17 protein-coding genes and 1 tRNA gene are annotated in these 17,640 nt (G+C 70.3%); 11 read left to right on the top strand and 7 right to left on the bottom strand.

Annotated features, from left to right (window positions below):
• The first annotated feature begins 35 nt into the window (after window positions 1–35).
• Window positions 36–212 carry a hypothetical protein gene (locus tag SAVERM_RS43345; RefSeq protein WP_010985113.1) on the top strand — a complete coding sequence of 59 codons (177 nt, stop codon included), beginning with the start codon at window positions 36–38 and terminating at the stop codon, window positions 210–212.
• A 55-nt stretch (window positions 213–267) separates the two neighbouring features.
• On the opposite strand, the gene mscL is transcribed toward SAVERM_RS43345, so the two are convergent.
• From mscL to SAVERM_RS18980, 6 genes are all read right to left on the bottom strand, one after another.
• The gene (gene mscL / locus SAVERM_RS19000) at window positions 268–744 is read right to left on the bottom strand and encodes a large conductance mechanosensitive channel protein MscL (protein WP_010985112.1); all 477 of its coding nucleotides are present in this window, start codon (window positions 742–744) and stop codon (window positions 268–270) included.
• 126 nt (window positions 745–870) lie between these two features.
• The gene (locus SAVERM_RS18995) at window positions 871–1,443 is read right to left on the bottom strand and encodes a hypothetical protein (RefSeq protein WP_037645130.1); all 573 of its coding nucleotides are present in this window, start codon (window positions 1,441–1,443) and stop codon (window positions 871–873) included.
• A 187-nt stretch (window positions 1,444–1,630) separates the two neighbouring features.
• Complete coding sequence (locus SAVERM_RS18990; RefSeq protein WP_010985110.1) at window positions 1,631–2,464, bottom strand: S-methyl-5'-thioadenosine phosphorylase; 834 nt, start codon at window positions 2,462–2,464, stop codon at window positions 1,631–1,633.
• A gap of 75 nt (window positions 2,465–2,539) precedes the next feature.
• Entirely contained in the window at window positions 2,540–2,881 is a 342-nt protein-coding gene (locus SAVERM_RS40195) for an FmdB family zinc ribbon protein (RefSeq protein ID WP_010985109.1), read from the bottom strand.
• A gap of 68 nt (window positions 2,882–2,949) precedes the next feature.
• The gene (locus SAVERM_RS18985) at window positions 2,950–4,248 is read right to left on the bottom strand and encodes an MFS transporter (protein WP_010985108.1); all 1,299 of its coding nucleotides are present in this window, start codon (window positions 4,246–4,248) and stop codon (window positions 2,950–2,952) included.
• 316 nt (window positions 4,249–4,564) lie between these two features.
• Window positions 4,565–6,136, bottom strand: a complete 1,572-nt coding sequence (locus tag SAVERM_RS18980; RefSeq protein WP_010985107.1) for a potassium/proton antiporter — start codon at window positions 6,134–6,136, stop codon at window positions 4,565–4,567.
• A gap of 238 nt (window positions 6,137–6,374) precedes the next feature.
• Between SAVERM_RS18980 and SAVERM_RS18975 the strand changes: the two genes are divergently transcribed.
• A complete protein-coding gene (locus tag SAVERM_RS18975) occupies window positions 6,375–9,185 on the top strand; it encodes a penicillin acylase family protein (protein ID WP_010985106.1) in 2,811 nt (936 codons plus the stop codon).
• 69 nt (window positions 9,186–9,254) lie between these two features.
• Here SAVERM_RS18975 and SAVERM_RS18970 read toward each other — a convergent pair whose 3' ends face one another.
• A complete protein-coding gene (locus tag SAVERM_RS18970) occupies window positions 9,255–9,839 on the bottom strand; it encodes a 5-formyltetrahydrofolate cyclo-ligase (RefSeq protein WP_042493270.1) in 585 nt (194 codons plus the stop codon).
• Between the two features lie 133 nt (window positions 9,840–9,972).
• On the opposite strand from SAVERM_RS18970, the gene galU reads away from it, so the two are divergent.
• The 9 genes from galU (at window position 9,973) to SAVERM_RS18925 (ending at window position 17,631) form a co-directional block, all read left to right on the top strand.
• Entirely contained in the window at window positions 9,973–10,875 is a 903-nt protein-coding gene (gene galU / locus SAVERM_RS18965) for a UTP--glucose-1-phosphate uridylyltransferase GalU (RefSeq protein WP_010985104.1), read from the top strand.
• Window positions 10,876–10,879: 4 nt separating this feature from the next.
• A complete protein-coding gene (gene glp / locus SAVERM_RS18960; protein ID WP_037644791.1) occupies window positions 10,880–12,202 on the top strand; it encodes a molybdotransferase-like divisome protein Glp in 1,323 nt (440 codons plus the stop codon).
• Between the two features lie 84 nt (window positions 12,203–12,286).
• On the top strand, window positions 12,287–12,799 hold the full coding sequence (moaC, locus tag SAVERM_RS18955; protein ID WP_010985102.1) for a cyclic pyranopterin monophosphate synthase MoaC: 513 nt from the start codon (window positions 12,287–12,289) through the stop codon (window positions 12,797–12,799).
• Window positions 12,796–13,335 carry a MogA/MoaB family molybdenum cofactor biosynthesis protein gene (locus SAVERM_RS18950; RefSeq protein WP_010985101.1) on the top strand — a complete coding sequence of 180 codons (540 nt, stop codon included), beginning with the start codon at window positions 12,796–12,798 and terminating at the stop codon, window positions 13,333–13,335. The genes moaC and SAVERM_RS18950 overlap by 4 nt, the downstream gene beginning before the upstream one ends.
• A complete protein-coding gene (locus SAVERM_RS18945; protein WP_037644793.1) occupies window positions 13,332–13,991 on the top strand; it encodes a GNAT family N-acetyltransferase in 660 nt (219 codons plus the stop codon). The genes SAVERM_RS18950 and SAVERM_RS18945 overlap by 4 nt, the downstream gene beginning before the upstream one ends.
• 184 nt (window positions 13,992–14,175) lie before the next feature.
• Window positions 14,176–15,525, top strand: coding sequence for a divisome protein SepX/GlpR (sepX, locus tag SAVERM_RS18940; RefSeq protein ID WP_010985099.1), 1,350 nt, complete (start codon window positions 14,176–14,178; stop codon window positions 15,523–15,525).
• Between the two features lie 118 nt (window positions 15,526–15,643).
• A tRNA-Ala gene (locus tag SAVERM_RS18935) sits at window positions 15,644–15,717 on the top strand.
• Window positions 15,718–16,285: 568 nt separating this feature from the next.
• A complete protein-coding gene (locus tag SAVERM_RS18930) occupies window positions 16,286–16,465 on the top strand; it encodes a hypothetical protein (protein WP_037644796.1) in 180 nt (59 codons plus the stop codon).
• Between the two features lie 152 nt (window positions 16,466–16,617).
• Window positions 16,618–17,631 (top strand): LuxR C-terminal-related transcriptional regulator, encoded by a 1,014-nt coding sequence (locus SAVERM_RS18925; protein ID WP_010985098.1) that lies wholly within the window; start codon window positions 16,618–16,620, stop codon window positions 17,629–17,631.
• Window positions 17,632–17,640: the final 9 nt, after the last annotated feature.

Raw genomic sequence — 17,640 nt, 5'->3', positions numbered from 1 at the left:
GCACCGGCTGACGTCCGGCCCCGTACTCTGGAGGCATGACTACCGCCCCCGAACCCAGTGTCCCCAAGGCCGCGCTGATCTTCGACGACCCGCTGAGCCAGCAGTCCTCGGACGACACGGACCGTGGGTGGGGCGAGCGGCCCGGCGTCGACAGCGACAGCGCGGCCGACCTGAAGCGCTTCCTCGACGAGAAGCCGCCCCACCACATCTGAGCGCGGGCCCGCACTCCCCGGGCCCTGGCCTTGGCGCCGGCCCGGATTCTCCTCGTCAGTCCTGGCTGTGTCCGGGCCCGCGCTGGGCCACCAGGGCGTCGCGTATCTCCTTGAGTACTTGCAGCTCGGTCACCTCGATCACCTCCTGCATGCCCGCCTTCGCCTTGCGACGGGCCTCCATGCGGGCCAGGTACTTGGACATCGGCAGGACCATCAGGAAGTAGACGACGGCCGCGGTGATCACGAAGCTGAGCGTCGAGCTGAGCACCGTGCCCCACATGATCGGTATGCCCTTGGTGACCGTGCCGTCCTTCGCCACCTGGCAGGGGGCCCTGAAGCACGAGCTGTACTTGTCGAGGTCCTTCGTGCCGAACGCGCCCACCAGGGGGTTGATGATCCCCTTCACCACCGAGTTGACGATGTTGGTGAAGGCGGCGCCGATGACCACCGCCACTGCCAGGTCGACGACGTTTCCGCGCATCAGGAAGGCCTTGAAGCCCGCCAGGACGCCCGTCTCCTTCTTCTCGCTCACCAGAGGGCCCCTCTACGCCTGCACAAGTTGTGGAACAAACAGCTCCGCAACCTACGTCAGGGAGTCCCGCGTCTGTCCAATCGGGTGACACCGAGAAGGAACCTGATACCCGGACGGCGAGGCCTTTCAGCAGGTTCGGCACAGGGTCACCGCCAGCCGTGAGGTCGTGCTCGCTCCGGCCAGTCGCGCCGCCGTTGCCCGGGGTACGGAGAGGACGACCAGGGCGCCGCTCTCGGCCATGCCCTCGCCGGTGTCCGGCACCTCGGTCACGCGGGCCGCGGTCGCCACCACCCGGGTCTCACCGCCGCTGTCCGCCGCGACCACGTCGATCCGGTCGCCGGGCCGCAGGAGCCGCACGGTGGCCGCGTCCGCGATCCGCACCGGTGCCGTGACCGTCCGGACCGTGCGCCCCCGCCGTACGGGGTCCGCCTCCGAGGCCGCGTGAGCGGGCGGGCCCGGGTCCGGGTGTCCGCGCGACCGTCCCGGGTCCTGCGGGCCCGCCGCCACCAGCGCGGCCGCCGTGACCGCCAGTCCCGCGGCCACGGCGCGCTGCCGGTGCCGCGCGAGACGGCGCAGTCGGTACCGCCCGCCGCGCACCCGCAGGGGAGCGAAGTGCGGCACCTCACAGGTCGGAGGCGCTTGTGTGCCGGGCGGGCGGGAGACGGGGGAGAAGTGGGTGTGCGAGAAGGGCTGAGCCATGGTGACCACCACCTGCGACGAGAGATCGGCTTGCGATCCCACGATGAGGCTTCGCGGCGGATCCTGCCGGAGCCCGTGGACTACCGACGAGTTGTGGACAACTCGCTCACCCGAACGGGAAGTTCCGCCCGCCCGAACCCCCTGCTACGCCCGCCCGAACCCCCTGCTACGGCAGCCCGAACCCCTGCTACGGCAGCTCGAACCCCGGATCCATGCCGCCGAGCGCCGTCGTGCACAGGCAGTCCCGCGCGTCGTTCGCCGGCAGGGCCGCCACCGCGTCGAACAGCACATCCCGCAGCCGGTCCACGTTCGAGGCGAACACCTTCAGGACGTCCTCGTGCGAGACGCCCTGACCGGTCTCGGCACCCGCGTCGAGGTCGGTGACCAGCGTCAGCGACGTGTAGCACAGCTCCAGTTCACGGGCGAGCGCGGCCTCGGGATGCCCGGTCATGCCCACCACGGACCAGCCCTGCGCCTGATGCCACAGTGATTCGGCGCGGGTGGAGAACCGCGGTCCCTCGACCACGACCAGCGTGCCGCCGTCCACCGGTTCCCAGTCGCGGCCGCGCGCCGCCGCCAGCGCGGCCTTGCGGCCGACGGGGCAGTACGGGTCGGCGAGCGAGACGTGCACGACGTTCGGCACGCTCCCGTCGGGCAGCGGCAGCCCGTCGAAGTACGTCTGGGCACGGGCCTTCGTACGGTCCACCATCTGGTCCGGCACGAGGAGTGTGCCGGGCCCGTACTGGGCGCGCAGGCCGCCCACCGCGCACGGTCCGAGCACCTGGCGCGCGCCGACGGAGCGCAGCGCCCACAGGTTGGCGCGGTAGTTGATGCGGTGCGGCGGCAGATGGTGGCCGCGGCCGTGGCGGGGGAGGAAGGCGACCCGCCGGCCGGCGATCTCGCCGAGGAAGAGGGAGTCGCTGGGCGGCCCGTACGGGGTGTCGATCTGGACCTCGGTCACATCGTCGAGGAAGGAGTAGAAGCCCGAGCCGCCGATGACACCGATCTCTGCGTTCGCCATGACCAGCACCCTAGCTGGCGCCGAAACACCGAAGACCCCGCCGTCGCAGGACGGCAGGGTCTCGGGAGAAAAGCCTTAGGCGGCGGTGCTGCCCGCCGACGAGGATCCCGTCGACGACGCCTTCGAGTCCGACGAGGACGTAGAGCTCGACGACTTCGAGTCCGACGACGCCTTCGAGTCGGACGACGACGAAGAACCCGACGACTTCGCGGACGAGGCCGGGCTGCTGCTCGAGGACGAGCCGCGGCTGTCGTTGCGGTAGAAACCGGAGCCCTTGAAGACGATGCCGACCGCGGAGAACACCTTCTTCAGGCGGCCGGCGCAGCTGGGGCACTCGGTCAGGGCATCGTCAGTGAACTTCTGCACCGCCTCGAGGCCCTCGCCGCACGCGGTGCACTGGTACTGGTAGGTCGGCACTTGTCTTCCTCCTGGCACTCTCACTCAGTGAGTGCTAACGACGGTCCATAGTGACGTATTCCCCGCGATCAGTCCACCGTCACCGGCACTCGGTGACCGACGCCACGTGCGACCGTGCGGCCCGCGGGCCGGTGCGCGAGCCGTGAACGCAAGCACACGAGGGTCGCGAGCGCCAGCACCGTACCGGCCATCGGGACCAGGAATCCGGCGCCGTCCCACAGCCGGTCCTCCAGCTGGCCGGCGACCGTGACGGCCGCCGCCTGGCCGAGCGCGACCGCGCCGGTCAGCCAGGTGAAGGCCTCGGTGCGCGCGGTCGCCGGGACCAGGTCCTCGACCAGCGTGTAGCCGGTGATCAGGGCGGGCGCGATGCACATGCCCACGAGGAGGCCGATTCCGGCGAGTACGACCACGGAGTGGGCGGTCCACAGGCCGGAGGCGGCCAGGGCGAGGGCCGCGTACCCGATGACCAGGCGGCGCTGCGGGGCGATCTTCCAGGCGATGGCGCCGCAGACGATGCCGGAGAGCATGTTGCCGGCCGCGAAGGTCCCGTACAGGACGCCGTTCAGGCCTGGCTCGCCGATCGACTCGGAGAACGCGGCGAGCGACACCTGCATGCCGCCGAAGACCGAGCCGATGCCCAGGAACGTCACGATCAGAACGCGCACTCCGGGGACGCGCAGGGCGGAGGCGTGCTCCACGCGCGCGTGCCGGTCGGGGGCGACAGCGGGCTGGGTGCTCTTCTGCGCCGCGAACAGCAGACCGCCGACGAGGGTCAGGGTGGCCTCGGTGAGCAGGCCCGCGGCCGGGTTCACGGCGGTGCACAGGGCGGTGGCCAGCAGCGGGCCGAGGACGAAGGTCAGCTCGTCGGTGACGGACTCGAAGGCGGCCGCGGTGGTCATCAGGGGCGAGTCCTGGAGCTTCACGCCCCACCGGGCACGCACCATGGGCCCGACCTGCGGCACCGAGGCGCCGGTCGGGACGGCGGCGGCGAACAGTGCCCACAAGGGGGCGCCGGTCAGCGCCAGCGCCGTCAGGGAGAGGCCCGCCAGGGTGTGCACCAGGACACCGGGGAGCAGGATCGCGCGCTGCCCGTGGCGGTCGGCGAGACGGCCGCTGTAGGGGGCGAACAGGGCCATGGAGACGCCGGTGGCGGCCGCCACGGCGCCGGCGGCCCCGTACGAGCCGGTGGTGTGCTGGACGAGGAGCACGATGGAGATGGTCAGCATCGCGAACGGCTGGCGTGCGGCGAAGCCGGGGAGCAGGAACGTCCAGGCGCCGCGGGTGCGCAGCAGCCGGCCGTATCCCGGGCGGGAGGAGTCCGGGGGCGGCGAGGTCTTCGACGTCCCGGAGGTGACCGTGGATGCCACGGCCCGTGCCTTTCTGCCGCCTGGTAGCGCGCCCGTGCGGGGGCGCCGAGAGCTGTCCTCTTGCGCGGAACTGCGGTAGATACCGGCGCCCACTGCGAGGGTGTCCCGGCCGCCATACGGTCGCGCCAGCTCTGCGTCAGGCAGAGTTGGTTCGATCTAGGTCTGCCTTCATCGTACAGGGGTCGGCTGCCGGTACACCTGTGAAAACGGGCACCATGGGGGCCGTAGCCTCCGATTACCGGAGGTGTGAACCGTGCGAAACGTGCCCGTAACGGCCTGCCCGACAGGCGGGCGGCCGCTCAAGCCCAGCGCGCGCTCAACGCCCCGGCCGGTCGTCCGGTGCCCCGGTGCCCAGCCATCCGGCCAGCTTGCCGCCCTGGCCCACGGCCCGCAGCCGTGCCTCCGCCGCGTCCCGGACGGGGTCGGTGGTCACGACCAGGAGTTCGTCGCCGCGGCGCAGCACCGTCGTCGGCAGCGGAACGAACGACTTCCCCTCCCGGACGACGAGGGTGACCGCGGCCCCCGCGGGCAGCCTCAGTTCGTTGGTCTCGACGCCGTGCATCTTCGACCCCTCGGGGATCGCGACGGACAGCAGATGGCCGCGCAGCCGCTCCAGGGGTGCCGACTCGATGCCCAGGTCGGCGGCCTGGCCGGCCGACGTGTCCAGGTGCAGCTTCCGGGCCAGCCAGGGCAGCGTCGGCCCCTGGACGAGGGTGTACGCGATGACCAGGACGAAGACGATGTTGAAGATGCGGCGGCTGTCCTCGACACCGTTCACCATGGGGATCGTCGCCAGGATGATGGGCACGGCGCCGCGCAGCCCGGCCCAGGACATCAGGACCTGCTCCTGCCATGGCACCCGGAACGGCGCCAGGCTGATCACGACGCTCAGCGGCCGCGCGACCATGGTCAGCACCAGGCCGATGAGGAGCGCGGGCCAGATGTCGTCCCCCAGGTCGTGCGGGGTGACCAGCAGACCGAGCAGGACGAACATGCCGATCTGGGCGATCCAGCCGAGTCCGTCGGCGAAGCCGCGCGTGGCGGGCCAGTGGGGCAGCTTGGCGTTGCCGAGCACCATGGAGGCCAGATACACGGCGAGGAAGCCGCTGCCGTGTGCGAGCGCTCCGGCCGCGTACGCGGTGACCGCGATGGCCATCACGGCGATGGGGTAGAGGCCGGAGGCGGGCAGCGCCACGTGCCGCAGGCCCCAGGAGCCGAGCCAGCCCACCGCGATGCCGATGGCCGCGCCGATGGCCAGCTCCAGGGCTATCTCGCCGAGCAGCGCGTACCAGTGCTCGACCGGCCCGGCCGTGGAGAAGGCGACGACGAGGATGACCACCGGAGCGTCGTTGAAGCCGGACTCGGCCTCCAGGACACCCGTCACGCGCGCGGGGAGGGGGATTTTCCGCAGGACCGAGAAGACCGCCGCCGCGTCCGTCGAGGACACCACCGCCCCGATGATGAGCGCCTGCCGCCACTCCAGACCGATCAGCCAGTGCGCGCCCGCGGCCGTGACACCGACGCTCACGGCGACGCCGGCCAACGCCATGGAGGAGGCGGCCGGGAGCGCCGGTCTGATCTCCTTCCACTTCGTGCCGAGACCGCCCTCGGTCAGGATCACGACCAGGGCCGCGTACCCGATGACCTGGGTCAGCTCGGCGTTGTTGAAGTGGATGTCGCCGACCCCGTCCTGGCCCATGGCGATGCCGATGCCCAGGTAGACGAGCAGGCTGGGGAGCCCGCTGCGTGACGAGATCCGAACCGCCGCCACCGCGATGAGCAGGACGAGCGAGCAGACGAGCAGGAGCTGGTTGAGGTGGTGGACAGTCAGCGGCTGTTCCCTTCTCGCCAATCGAGCGCTGCGATGTGAACGCTTCGATCCGAGCATGTGAATGCGATCCGAGCACGTGAGGCCGGTTCTACCGGTCACTTCACGGCAAGTACTTCGTTACCTTACCTAACTCTTGACGCTTTCTTGACACTCGAAGAGGCAAGATCGAACTCCCGTCCGCCTCGGTTACCGACTCCGCGTCAAGGCGCGGTTGGCCCTGCGCCTATGGTTGCTCCAGCGCTCAGTCAAATGCACAGCCCCGCCTGCCGCTCGCGTTAGGACAGCAAGGACAGCGATGCCCCCCAACACCACCGCCTCTTCCGGTGAGCAGCCCGGCAAGTCCGGCAGGAAGAAGGGGCGCAAAGCCCGTTTGCTCGTGATCGTCCTGGTTCTGGCCATCATCGGAGGCATCGGCTTCGGTGCGTACTGGAGCATCAGTACGGTCCGCGCCTCGTTCCCGCAGACCAAGGGCTCGATCACCCTCGACGGCCTGGCCGGGCCGGTCGACGTGAAGCGCGACGGCTACGGCATCCCGCAGATCTACGCCTCGTCCGACGCGGACCTGTTCATGGCGCAGGGCTACGTCCAGGCGCAGGACCGGTTCTACGAGATGGACGTGCGCCGCCACATGACCTCGGGGCGCCTGTCGGAGATGTTCGGCAAGGGGCAGGTCAAGAAGGACGAGTTCCTGCGCACCCTGGGCTGGGACCGGGTGGCGAAGAAGGAGTACGACACCAAGCTGTCGGCCGCCACGAAGAAGTACCTCCGGGCGTACGCCAAGGGAGTCAATGCCTACCTCGAGGGCAAGGACGGCAAGGACATCTCCCTGGAGTACGCCGCCCTTGGTTTCACCAACGACTACCAGCCCCAGAAGTGGACCCCGGTCGACTCGGTCTCCTGGCTCAAGGCGATGGCCTGGGACCTGCGCGGCAACATGCAGGAAGAGATCGACCGCTCCCTGATGACCAGCCGCCTGGGCCCCAAGCAGATCGCTGACCTGTACCCGGACTACCCGTACAGCCGTAACAAGACGATCGTCCAGGAGGGCCAGTACAACGAGCTCACCAAGGCGTTCGAGCAGGGTGGCTCCACGGGCACGCAGTCCACGACCGGGGGGACGTCGACCGGGACCTCGGGGACCTCGGGGACCTCGGGGACCACGGGCTCGACCTCGGCCTCGGGGACTTCCACGTCGGCCTCGGACCCCTCGGCCCTGGAGAGCCAGCTGACGGGCCTCTACAAGCTCCTGGACGACGTCCCCACCGCCGTCGGCGTGAACGGCAACGGCATCGGCTCCAACTCCTGGGTCGTCTCCGGCGACCACACCATCACCGGCAAGCCGCTGCTGGCCAACGACCCGCACCTGTCGGCCTCGCTGCCGTCGGTCTGGTACCAGATGGGCCTGCACTGCCGCAGCGTCTCCAGCAAGTGCCAGTACGACGTCTCCGGCTACACCTTCGCGGGCATGCCCGGCGTGGTCATCGGCCACAACCAGGCCATCGCCTGGGGCATGACCAACTCCGGGGTCGACGTCACCGACCTCTACCTGGAGAAGCTCAGCGGCGACGGCTACCTGTACGACGACAAGGTGCTGCCGTTCACGTCCCACGACGAGACCATCAAGGTCGCGGGCGGCAGGAGCAAGACGATCGTCGTCCGCGAGACCAACAACGGACCCCTGCTGTCCGACCGCAACGACGAACTCGTCAAGGTCGGCAAGAAGGCCACCGTCGACACGGCGGCGCCCGACCGCGGCGACGGCTACGGCATCGCGCTGAAGTGGACCGCCCTGGCGCCGGGCAACTCCATGGACGCCGTTTTCGAGCTGGACAAGGCGGCGAACTGGTCGGAGTTCCGCAAGGCGGCCGCGTCCTTCGACGTGCCCTCGCAGAACCTGGTCTACGCCGACAAGGACAACATCGGCTACCAGCTGCCCGGCAAGATCCCCACGCGCGCGAAGGGTGACGACGGCTCGCTCCCGGTGCCCGGCTGGGACTCCAAGTACCAGTGGACCGGCTACATCGAGCAGGACGAGCTGCCCTACGAGTACAACCCGGACCGCGGCTACATCGTCACCGCCAACCAGGCCGTCGTCGACAAGGACAAGTACCCCTACACGCTCACCACGGACTGGGGCTACGGCTCCCGCAGCCAGCGGATCGCCGATCTCATCGAGTCGAAGATCAAGGGCGGCGGCAAGATCTCGACCGACGACATGCGCCAGATGCAGCTCGACAACAGCAGCGAGATCGCCAAGCTCCTGGTGCCCAAGCTGCTCAAGCTCGATGTCGCCGACAAGCATGTGCGTGAGGCGCAGAAGCTCCTCGAGGGCTGGGACTACACCCAGGACGCCGACTCGGCGGCGGCCGCGTACTTCAACGCGGTGTGGCGCAACGTCCTCAAGCTCGCCTTCGGCAACAAGCTGCCCAAGGAGCTGCGGGTCCAGGGCCAGTGCCTGTACGTCGATCCGGCCGAAAGCACCGGTCCCGCGGACCAGGACCAGAAGGTGCGCGAGTGCGGCCAGCGCGACGCGGACCAGGCACAGCCGGACGGCGGAGACCGCTGGTTCGAGGTGGTCCGCTCCCTCATGGACGACGAGAACAACGACTGGTGGACGTCGCCCAAGTCGCGCACCGACGAGGCGACCGACACGCGTGACGAGCTGTTCGCACGGGCGATGAAGGACGCCCGCTGGGAGCTGACCGCCAAGCTCGGCAAGAACATGGACACCTGGAGCTGGGGCCGGCTGCACCGCCTGTTCCTGAAGAACCAGACCCTCGGCACCGAAGGTCCGGACGTCGTGAAGTACGTGCTCAACCGCGGCCCCTGGAAGCTCAGCGGCGGCGAGGCGACGGTCAACGCGTCCGGCTGGAACGCGGCGGGCGGCTACGGCGTCGTCTGGGTGCCGTCCATGCGCATGGTGGTCAACCTCGGGGACCTCGACAAGTCCAAGTGGATCAACCTGTCCGGCGCCTCGGGACACGCCTTCAGCGCCCACTACACCGACCAGACGGACAAGTGGGCCAAGGGCGAGCTGCTGCCGTGGGCCTTCTCCGAGAAGGCGGTCGACGGGAGCACGAGCGACTCGCTGGTACTGAAGCCGTGAGGCACCGGCCATGAGCCACTGAAATGGCCCTCCACGCACGCGTGGAGGGCCATTTCGCGTCCATGCGCTTCAGGACGCGGCCCGAAAGCGGCGCACCCCCGACGGCGTCACCGCCGCGTGCACCGGCCGGTCGTGCGGCTCCTCCGGTACGCGGTCCACGACCTCCGTGTCGTACAGCAGCACCACCAGGGCCGGATCCACGCCCGCGCGCTCCAGGCGGGCCAGTACCCGGTCGTACGAGCCCCCGCCGCGGCCCAGGCGCATCCCCCGGGAGTCCACCGCGAGGCCGGGCAGCAGGACGGCGTCGGCGCCGAGCACGGCAGACGGGCCCAGCCGGGTGCCCGCCGGCTCCAGGAGGGCCATCTTCCCGCCGTGCCGGACGCGGGCGAGTGAGCCCTGTCCGGCGTACGCACCCCAGTCGAGATCGTTGTCCGCCAGGAGGACCGGCAGCAGCACGCGCACCCCGCGCGCGTGCAGCGCGTCCAGGAGCGCGAGGGTGCCCGGCTCGCTCCCCACGGAGACGTACGCCGCCACCGTGCGCGCGTGCGCCAGCTCCGGCAGTTCCAGGGCCCGGGCCGCGAGAGCGGACGCCGTTTCCCGCACGTCATCCGCCGTCAACCGGCTTCTCACCACAAGGAACTCTCGCCGCAACATTCGCTTGTCAGGATCAGAGCCGGGCCTCAGGTGACTCACAGGTTTCTCCCGTATCCTTTCTAATGCGCTCATATGAGAGTGAATTAATCGGACCCACAGATTCCGCACATAGCCACCGGATATGGTGGCGGGCATGACTGAGTCGCATCCCAGGATCACCAAGGCTGTCATCCCCGCAGCGGGCCTCGGCACACGCTTCCTGCCGGCCACCAAAGCCACTCCCAAGGAGATGCTTCCGGTCGTCGACAAGCCGGCGATCCAGTATGTGGTGGAAGAGGCCGTGTCCGCGGGTCTCGACGACGTCCTGATGATCACCGGCCGCAACAAGCGCCCCCTCGAGGACCACTTCGACCGCAACTACGAGCTCGAGTCGGCTCTGCAGAAGAAGGGCGACGCCAGCCGGCTCGCCAAGGTCCAGGAGTCCAGCGACCTCGCGACCATGCACTACGTGCGCCAGGGCGACCCGAAGGGCCTCGGCCACGCCGTCCTGTGTGCCGCACCGCACGTCGGCCGCGAGCCCTTCGCCGTGCTCCTCGGCGACGACCTGATCGACCCCCGCGACCCGTTGCTGGCCCGCATGGTCGAGGTCCAGGAACAGCGCGGCGGCAGCGTCATCGCGCTCATGGAGGTCGCGCCCGAGCAGATCCACCTCTACGGCTGCGCGGCCGTGGAGGCCACCGACGAGGGCGACCTGGTCAAGGTGACGGACCTGGTCGAGAAGCCGGACCCGGCGGATGCCCCCAGCAACTACGCGATCATCGGACGTTACGTCCTCGACCCGCACATCTTCGACATACTGCGCAAGACCGAGCCGGGCCGCGGGGGCGAGATCCAGATCACCGACGCCCTCCAGCAGCTCGCCGCCGACGAGAAGGTCGGCGGCCCGGTGCACGGCGTCGTCTTCAAGGGCCGCCGCTATGACACCGGCGACCGCGGCGACTATCTGCGTGCCATTGTCAGACTCGCATGCGAACGTGAAGACCTGGGGCCGGAGTTCCGGACCTGGCTTCGCAGTTACGTAGCCGAGGAGATGTAGCGATTTGAGCAGCGCCGCGACCCGTGCCACCGGCCAGGACCACCTCTGGTCGGTGACCGAACACCTGGAGGACATCCTCGCCACCGTCCGTCCCCTCGAACCCATCGAGCTGCAACTCCTCGACGCCCAGGGCTGCGTCCTGGTCGAGGACGTCACGGTGCCGGTCTCCCTGCCGCCGTTCGACAACAGCTCGATGGACGGGTACGCGGTGCGGGTGGCCGATGTCGCGGGCGCGAGCGAGGGGTTCCCGGCCGTCCTGACGGTCGTGGGCGATGTCGCGGCGGGCCAAGCCGACCTGCTCCACGTGGGCCCCGGCCAGGCCGCCAGGATCATGACCGGCGCCCCGCTGCCGCCCGGCGCCGAGGCCGTCGTCCCCGTGGAGTGGACCGACGGCGGGCTGGGCGAAGGCCCGGTCTCCGGGATGCGCGCCCACAGCGCGGCCCCCGAGGGCGCCTCGGGTCAGGTGTCCGTCCACCGCCCGGCCGAGGCCCGCGCACACGTGCGCGCGCTGGGCAGCGACGTCCGGGCCGGCGACCGCGCCCTGGCCGCCGGTACGGTCCTCGGCCCGCCGCAGATCGCCCTGCTCGCCGCCATCGGCCGCGGCACCGTGCGTGTGCGCCCGCGCCCGCGCGTGGTCGTCCTGTCCACCGGCAGCGAACTCGTCCAGCCCGACGAGAAACTGGGCAGCGGCCAGATCTACGACTCCAACAGCTTCGCCCTCACCGCCGCCGCGCGGGACGCCGGAGCCATCGCCTACCGGGTGGGAGCGGTCGCCGACGACGCCGAGACGCTCCGCTCCACCATCGAGGACCAGCTCGTCCGCGCCGACCTCATGGTCACGACGGGCGGGGTGAGCGTAGGGGCGTACGACGTCGTCAAGGAGGCTCTCTCCACCGTCGGCGACGAGGACGAGGCGGGCAGCGGCGTCGAGTTCCGCACGCTCGCCATGCAGCCGGGAAAGCCCCAGGGCTTCGGCTCCGTCGGGCCCGACCACACCCCGCTGCTCGCGCTCCCGGGCAACCCGGTCTCCTCGTATGTCTCCTTCGAGCTGTTCGTCCGCCCCGCGATCCGCACCCTGATGGGCCTGGAGGACGTGCACCGGCCCACCACCAGGGCCGTTCTCCGTACGGACAAGGCGCTGACCTCGCCCGCGGGCCGCCGGCAGTTCCTGAGAGGGACGTACGCGGACGGCGAGGTGACCCCGGTGGGCGGCGCCGGATCCCATCTGATCGCGGCCCTCGCGCAGGCGGACGCGCTGATCGTGGTCCCCGAGGACGACACCTCGGTCGAGCCCGGCACCGAGGTCGAGGTGGTCCTGCTCGGCTGAGGACCCCGGGTTGGCGGTACCGTGTCGCGCACAACAGGCCACGCGCCGCACCGCGACGGGCCCTGACCGGGAGCGCCACACCACATGACTGTTCCATCCCGGGGGGAGACCCCCGGACCCCCTGCGCAGGACCGGCTGACGCACATCGACGAGGCGGGCGCCGCCCGCATGGTCGACGTGTCCGGGAAGGACGTGACCGCGCGCACCGCCCGCGCCAGCGGCCGCGTCCTCGTCTCACCGCGCGTCGTCGAACTGCTGCGCGGCGAGGGAGTCCCCAAGGGGGACGCCCTCGCCACCGCGCGCATCGCGGGGATCATGGGCGCCAAGCGCACCCCGGACCTCATCCCGCTGTGCCACCCGTTGTCGGTGTCGGGTGTCAAGCTTGATCTGTCGGTCGCGGACGACGCCGTGGAGATCCTGGCCACCGTGAAGACGACGGATCGCACGGGCGTCGAGATGGAGGCCCTGACCGCGGTCTCCGTCGCCGCGCTCACCGTGATCGACATGGTCAAGGCGGTCGACAAGGGGGCGGTCATCACGGACGTACGCGTGGAGGAGAAGACGGGCGGCAAGTCGGGCGACTGGAGCAGGTCATGACGCGGCCCGCCGAGCCGTCGATCGGCGGTGCACTGACCGCCTCGTACAGCGCCCTGGTCGTCACGGCCTCCAACCGTGCGGCGGCGGGGGTGTACGAGGACAAGGGCGGGCCCCTGATCGCGGAGGGGCTCGCGACGTTCGGCTTCGCGGTCGACGGGCCGTGGGTGGTGCCGGACGGCGATCCGGTCGAGGAGACGCTGCGCAGCGGCGTCGCGGCCGGGTACGACGTCATCGTGACCACCGGCGGCACCGGGATCTCGCCCACCGACCGCACGCCCGAGGCGACGCGCGCGGTGCTCGATCACGAGGTGCCGGGCATTCCTGAGGCCATCCGGGCGTTCGGACGGGAGAAGGTGCCGACCGCCGCGCTGTCCCGGGGACTGGCCGGAGTGGCGGGAGGCACGCTGATCGTGAACCTGCCGGGATCCACCGGCGGAGTGAAGGACGGACTGGCCGTCCTGGAACCCCTGTTGGTCCACGCCGTCGACCAGATTCGCGGCGGTGACCACCCCAGACCCAGTGGGGGTGCGAGCTGAACAGCCCATCGTGGCCCGTCGAGCTTCGGGACGGCGATCTCGTCCTGAGGCCGATAAAGCTGCGCGACCAGCGGGCCTGGCGCGAGGTCAACCGGCGCAACCGGGACTGGCTGCGACCGTGGGAGGCGACCATCCCGCCGCCCACGCCCAGCGGCCCGATAGCGCACCGGCCGACCTACCGCCAGATGGTCCGCCATCTGCGCGCGGAGGCCGCCGCGGGCCGGATGCTGCCCTTCGTCATCGAGTACCAGGGCCGGCTCGTCGGGCAGTTGACGGTCGCCGGGATCACCTGGGGCTCGATGTGCTCGGGGCACGTCGGCTACTGGGTGGACGAAGCGGTCGCGGGCCGCGGGGTGATGCCGACGGCCGTCGGGCTCGTGGTCGACCACTGCTTCCGGACCGTGGGCCTGCACCGCATCGAGGTCTGCATTCGCCCGGAGAACGGGCCCAGCCGCCGGGTGGTGGAGAAACTCGGATTCCGTTCGGAGGGGCTGCGTCCGCGTTATCTCCACATCGACGGCGCCTGGCGCGACCACCTCGTCTTCGCGCTCACCGCCGAGGAAGTGCCGGAGGGGCTCCTCGCCCGGTGGCGAAGGGCGCGTGAGCAGCAGGCACGCCGACAGGACCCCAGCAAGCCGGGCAACGCCAGCAAATGAAATGTATGTTCGAAAATGATCGCTCGGCGATCGACTTGAGTCGGTCTCGGGTCATTGAATTCGCGGTCCCGGCGGCCTGCTGATCGCATCGGTCACAAAAAAAGCTCGAAATATCAGCCAGATCGTGCGACACACCGGCGCAATTGGCAGATGGCCTCATGCAAACCCCTCTACCGTGTGAGGCGTGAGCAGCAGCGGCCTCATCTACGCAGTCATCGTCGGGGCCTGGGCCGCCTACTTGGTGCCGATGTGGCTCCGTAGGCAGGACGAGCTGAACGAGGCCCGTCCGACGGAACGCTTCAGCACCGCCATCCGGCTGCTGTCCGGACGGGCGGGCATGGAGCGCCGATACGCCAAGGACCTGCAGGCGCGCTCCGCCGAGGAGGGGGAGCCCAGCGCCGACCCGGACGCCGTCACCGACTCGGTGGACGTCCGGGCCTTCGCCATGCCGCCGACCAGGCCGCGGGTGCAGACCCGGGTCGATCCGGCGGCCCCGGCGGAGCCCCCGTCGGCAGGAGCTTCCGTACCGGCTCCCGCGTCCGGCCACAGGCCGGCGTCGAAGTCGGTCCCGAGTCCCCAGGCGCACGCACAGGCACAGGCGCACGCACAGGAACAGGCACAGGCCCACGCACAGGCGCAGGCCCGGTCGGGGGCAGGCGCGGGAGCGCAGTCGCCGTCCGTGCCGCCCTCCCAGGCCGTGCCGCAACAGACGGCCAGGTCCGCGTCGGCCGCGCGGCGGGCGGCCTCGGCGGAGGCCGCCGCGCGGGCCCGGCGCTCGAAGGTGCTGGCGCGCCGGCGGCGTACGACCATGATGCTGTTCCTCGCCTTCACGCTCGGCGCGATCGTCGCCGCGGTCGGCGGCCTCGCGTTCCTGTGGGCGCCCGGGGTGCCGGCGGTGCTGCTGAGCGGGTACATCGCGTATCTGCGGGCGCAGGAGCGCAAGCGGTTCACGTACACGATGGACCGGCGGCGGGCGGAGCTGGCGGCGCAGCGGTTGCGGGAGCGGCAGCCGCGTCGGCGGGCGTCCGTCGAGGCGGACGGCGACGAGCCGGAGGACGGACCAGAGCCGCAGAGCGACCCCGGTCTGTCCGCGCTCGCGGCGGACCGCCGGGCGCTCGTCGAGCAGACCGACCACGCGGAGTGGGTCGACCAGCAGCGCGAGCGGCAGCGCCGGCCGGGCCACGGCGACAGCTGGGACCCGGTGCCGGTGCCGCTGCCGACGTATGTCACCGCGCCGGTCGCTCCGCGGGCCACGCCGAGCGTGGATCTCGGGGCGCCGGACGCGTGGAGTTCGGCACGGTCGTCCAGTGCGGTGGAGCCCGGGGCGGCGGCGCGGGAGCGCGAGCCGGGTCCGGGCACCGATGCGGGGTCCGCGCCAGGTGATCCCGGCGCGGAGGAACAGGCGGACGCCGCGGACGACGGGCGCAGCGACGCCCGCCGTGCGGCCTCCGCCCGTCGGGCCCGGGAGCGTGGGCGTACGCCGCTCTTCGACCAGTACGAGGACGGGGAACGGCCGCGCGCGGCCAACGAGTGAGCCTCCGTTCCGCCGGGGACCGACCCGTCGTGACGCCGCATCGGTCCCCCTTCGCTGACCAGCCAGGAACGGATTTCCAAGCACCCGGATCGGGATGCTAGAGTTTCACTCGTTGCAAGGGCCTGTGGCGCAGTCTGGTAGCGCACCTCGTTCGCATCGAGGGGGTCTGGGGTTCAAATCCCCACAGGTCCACCGCAACAACCGCTCCTGAGTCTCAACTCGGGGATGGTTGACGAGATCCCGTCCAGCTCATGGAGCTGGGCGGGATCTCGTGTTTTTGGCGCTTCGTGCGCAAGTCCGGGTTCGCGTGCGGGTCCAGGAGCGATCGGTGTCCTGTGCGGGGCCGTTGAGGCGTTCGCCGTGGGTGCGGAACGAACGCGCACCGCTTCGGCCGTGACGCCGCCCTGGGGCAGGGCTGGTGTCTTTGTTGGCATCATGCTGCAGTGCTTCTCGGCCACCGGGCCCCTGGGTGCCGGCGAGCGTGGGGCGATGGTTCCCGGCCAGTTCCGCCGACGGGCGTTCCCGAGTGCGCAGTCCTGGGCGAGAGGCCCTGCTCAGCGGCGTCCCCGTGCTTCGCGAGTGCCGCGCGGCGGAAAAGCGGCGCGGGCCCTTCCGCTGTCAGCACCTTGCCAGCGCAACTCCCTGCATTCATTTTCCCTGGTGAGTGGCCTGCCCTCTCGGCAAGAATTCAGACATCGGACGGCGGGGAGCCGGCCGGAGAAACGCAGGGGAATTTAAAATTCCGAGGGGGAATAGTTTTATGAGCAAGGATCTGCTGCGCGCCGTTGTCGTCACGCTGGCAATTGCCGCCACCGCCGCCATGGGCACGGCGAGTGCGTCGGCCGCCAATGCGCACACGGTCGTCGCGGCCGCAGAGTCGGGGGATCCGATTTGGGGGACCTCGCCCGCGGATGACGAGGGAGACCCGATCTGGGGCTGATTTTCAGCCACTCATGACCGAAAAGGACCCGCTCCTCCGGAGCGGGTCCTTCGTTGCTGCCCACTTCACCCACATCTTCGTTGCGGAATCGTTTCGGCCTCCACATAATGACCAGGCGGCTTGTAGGCGCGTCACGGGGGTGAGGGAGCGTCATGCTGGAACCGCTGGGGCTGGGCGCTCATGCGGCCGAGGTCTACCGGGCCATGCTCAAGCGGCCGGATTTCGGCGTGGAAGATCTGGTCACCTCGCTGGGCTGGGAGCAGGATCTGGTCCGCTCCGCGCTCGACGAGTGTGTCCGTCTCTCGCTGATCAAACCTTCGTGGGACGCGCCCGGAGGGCTGCGGGCGGTGAGTCCGGAGATCGGGCTGCAAGCGCTTCTCGCGCGGCAGGAAAGTGAATTCCTGGAGCGCCAGCAGCGCATCGCCGAGTCGCGGATAGAAGTGGCCCGCTTCGTCGACGAGTACACCGCGGCCCAGCAGAAACTGCGCAGCACCGTCGTCGAACGTCTCGTGGGAATAGACGACATCCGCTCCCGCATAGAGGAATTCACGCAGGAATGCGGCACGGAGCTGCTGACCTTTGCGACCGGAGGCCCGCAGTCCGAAGCCAGCCGGCAGGCCAGCCGCCCGCTCTGTGAGGATCTGGCCAAGCGGGGCGTGGTCATGCGGAGTATTTATCTGGACAGCGTCCACAACGACCCCGCGACGGTGGAACATCTGCGGTGGCTGCACCTCCACGGCGACCAGGTGAGAACCACCGCCTCGCTGCCGTCCCGGATGCTGCTGTTCGACCGCACCCACGCCGTACTGCCCATCGACCCCGACGCCTCGGCGGCCGGGGCGCTCGTCCTGCGCGGCGCGGGCGTCATCGCCACCCTCGGCGATCTCTTCGACCGGGTCTGGGAGTCCGCCATCCCGTTCAGCGGCGGCCGGCCGCAGCCCCGGGACCGCGGGGAGGAGGAGCTGACGGGACAGGAGCAGGCCGTACTGCGGCTGCTCGGCGAAGGACTCACGGACGAGGTCGTCGCCCGCAAGCTCGGTGTCTCCGTGCGCACCGGGCGCCGTATCACCGCCGAACTCATGGGCCGGCTCGGCGCCCGCAGCCGCTTCCAGGCGGGGCTGCGGGCCGCTCAGCTCGGCTGGCTGACGGGATCCGACACCGTATAGGCCGCGTAT

The organism is Streptomyces avermitilis MA-4680 = NBRC 14893, assembly GCF_000009765.2.
GTDB lineage: Bacteria > Actinomycetota > Actinomycetes > Streptomycetales > Streptomycetaceae > Streptomyces > Streptomyces avermitilis.
This window is presented reverse-complemented; position numbering and strand designations above follow the sequence as displayed.

Excerpts from the sequence above, each read along its gene's own strand:
- SAVERM_RS18925 (WP_010985098.1), top strand. The coding sequence starts at position 16,618 with ATGCTGGAACCGCTGGGGCTGGGCGCTCATGCGGCCGAGGTCTACCGG.
- SAVERM_RS18980 (WP_010985107.1), bottom strand. The coding sequence starts at position 6,136 with ATGCTCGGATCGAAGCGTTCACATCGCAGCGCTCGATTGGCGAGAAGG.
- SAVERM_RS18990 (WP_010985110.1), bottom strand. The coding sequence starts at position 2,464 with ATGGCGAACGCAGAGATCGGTGTCATCGGCGGCTCGGGCTTCTACTCC.
- SAVERM_RS18930 (WP_037644796.1), top strand. The coding sequence starts at position 16,286 with ATGAGCAAGGATCTGCTGCGCGCCGTTGTCGTCACGCTGGCAATTGCC.
- SAVERM_RS18975 (WP_010985106.1), top strand. The coding sequence starts at position 6,375 with ATGCCCCCCAACACCACCGCCTCTTCCGGTGAGCAGCCCGGCAAGTCC.
- moaC (WP_010985102.1), top strand. The coding sequence starts at position 12,287 with ATGACTGTTCCATCCCGGGGGGAGACCCCCGGACCCCCTGCGCAGGAC.
- SAVERM_RS18950 (WP_010985101.1), top strand. The coding sequence starts at position 12,796 with ATGACGCGGCCCGCCGAGCCGTCGATCGGCGGTGCACTGACCGCCTCG.
- SAVERM_RS43345 (WP_010985113.1), top strand. The coding sequence starts at position 36 with ATGACTACCGCCCCCGAACCCAGTGTCCCCAAGGCCGCGCTGATCTTC.
- SAVERM_RS18970 (WP_042493270.1), bottom strand. The coding sequence starts at position 9,839 with ATGTTGCGGCGAGAGTTCCTTGTGGTGAGAAGCCGGTTGACGGCGGAT.
- galU (WP_010985104.1), top strand. The coding sequence starts at position 9,973 with ATGACTGAGTCGCATCCCAGGATCACCAAGGCTGTCATCCCCGCAGCG.
- SAVERM_RS18995 (WP_037645130.1), bottom strand. The coding sequence starts at position 1,443 with ATGGCTCAGCCCTTCTCGCACACCCACTTCTCCCCCGTCTCCCGCCCG.